We start from the raw sequence: 1,807 nt of genomic DNA, 5'->3' as shown, positions 1-1,807 counted from the left end.
CAGACTCGCCGACCGCTCATCCATTATCGGAATCACGATTCTCCGATCCGAGATCTCTTGTCTGGCCGCCTTTTCGACCAGAAGAGGCACGAAGTCGCGGATCCGACATCCCGCAAAACGCTGGTGAATTGTTCGCACTCTGTTTTCGATCTCCGGTGGAGGAACGGCGGGATAGCGGGAAATCAGGCGAGTGATCACCCGCTCGACGTGGAGCAACTCTTCGTCGCCAGTCATCCATTAATGGTCGTCCGTCCAGCCGAGCACGTCAAGACTCGGAAAGGGTTCGAAAACAACACGATTCGGGTCTCGATTGCAAAGAGAATAGGTTCACCGAATATGGGGCATACACATAAGGGCGGACGGTTCCCCGCGCGCTCGCGTTGCGCTCATGATGCCAGGGAGTGGAAGTGGGAAAGAACGCTCGGATTCTTCACGACGACACCCCGTCGACCCTTACCGACGACGCGCCGCCCGTGGCAGAAAAGCCGATGAAGAACAAGGTGTACCGCCGCAAACTCAAGCCGTTGCACGGCGAACTCGTGGCTTTGCAGGAGTGGGTCAAATCGTCTGGAGCCAAGGTCTGCATCGTATTCGAAGGTCGAGATACCGCGGGGAAGGGCGGTGTCATCAAAGCCATCACCGAGCGAGTGAGTCCGCGAGTGTTCCGGGTCGTTGCGTTACCCGCCCCGACCGAGCGAGAGCATTCGCAGATGTACGTCCAGCGCTACGTCCCGCATCTTCCGGCTGCCGGTGAGATCGTCATCTTCGACCGAAGTTGGTACAACCGTGCCGGTGTAGAACGAGTAATGGGCTTTTGCACCGAAGAACAAGCACATCAATTTCTCCAGCTCATTCCGACCGTCGAACGCGCGATCGTCGAATCGGGAGTCATTCTGCTCAAGTACTGGCTCGAGGTCAGCGAAGAACAGCAGCTCTTACGTCTGCAGAGCCGGATCGACGACCCTCGAAAGATCTGGAAGCTGTCGAATCTCGATCTGAAGTCGTTCAGTCATTGGTACGACTACTCGCGTGCCCGCGACGAGATGTTTCGCTTCACCGACACCGGCTGGGCGCCATGGTATGTCGCAAACAACAATGACAAGAAACGCGGACGACTCAACATCATCAGCCACATTCTGAGTCAGATCCCCTACGAGCCCGTGCAATCCACGGACATCACCCTGCCGAAACGGCAGAAGGCTCACGGCTACCAGACGCCCAAACAACCGCTGCACTGGATTCCGACCCGGTATTGACGATCGCCAAGGAAAGGATGTGCGGTCATGAGCCCCACGCCGTGGCATGCGCAGAGTGGCGAATCAGTCGTGTCCGTACTGCAGTCGGACCCGGAGCGCGGACTGCAGTCGGATGAGGCCGACCAACGGCGACGACGCTACGGGTCGAACGAAATCACCTCGACGCCACCGCCGTCGACGTGGTCGATCGCGCTGTTGCAGCTGAAAGATCCGATGAACTTGATGCTCGTCGCCGTGGCCGCGGTCAGCATCGCCATCGGTGAAGTGCCGACAGCAATCGTGGTGGCGGTGCTCGTCGTGCTCAACATCGTCCTCGGAACTCGACAGGAGTTGAAGGCACGGGCCAGCGTCGACGCCCTCGCCAAGATGCAGACGCCCCAAGCACGGGTCATTCGTGACGGGAACCTGATTCAACTCGACGCTACCGAACTGGTGCCGGGTGACATCGTCCAAGTCGAGGCAGGAGACATCATCGCTGCCGACGGACGGTTGCTCGCCACCACCACCCTGGAGACGCAGGAAGCCGCATTGACCGGGGAAAGCGCGCCGAT

Annotated in this window: 3 protein-coding genes; 2 read left to right on the top strand and 1 reads right to left on the bottom strand. The window is 59.0% G+C overall.

The features are described from left to right. Positions 1-234 (bottom strand): three-helix bundle dimerization domain-containing protein (locus A2J01_RS36830; RefSeq protein WP_064112704.1); only part of this gene is annotated, 234 nt, incomplete at its 3' end. Positions 235-425: 191 nt separating this feature from the next. Between A2J01_RS36830 and ppk2 the strand changes: the two genes are divergently transcribed. Together ppk2 and A2J01_RS11200 are read left to right on the top strand one after the other, a co-directional pair. Beyond that, positions 426-1,256 carry a polyphosphate kinase 2 gene (gene ppk2 / locus A2J01_RS11205; protein WP_228402274.1) on the top strand — a complete coding sequence of 277 codons (831 nt, stop codon included), beginning with the start codon at positions 426-428 and terminating at the stop codon, positions 1,254-1,256. A gap of 27 nt (positions 1,257-1,283) precedes the next feature. Further along, positions 1,284-1,807: cation-transporting P-type ATPase (locus tag A2J01_RS11200; RefSeq protein ID WP_269455304.1), on the top strand; the 524-nt coding region annotated here is incomplete at its 3' end.

The organism is Rhodococcus sp. EPR-134 (assembly GCF_001647205.1).
GTDB classification, from domain to species: domain Bacteria; phylum Actinomycetota; class Actinomycetes; order Mycobacteriales; family Mycobacteriaceae; genus Rhodococcus_F; species Rhodococcus_F qingshengii.
Note: the sequence above shows the minus strand (reverse complement) of the source record. Positions and strands in the feature narration are given on the sequence as shown.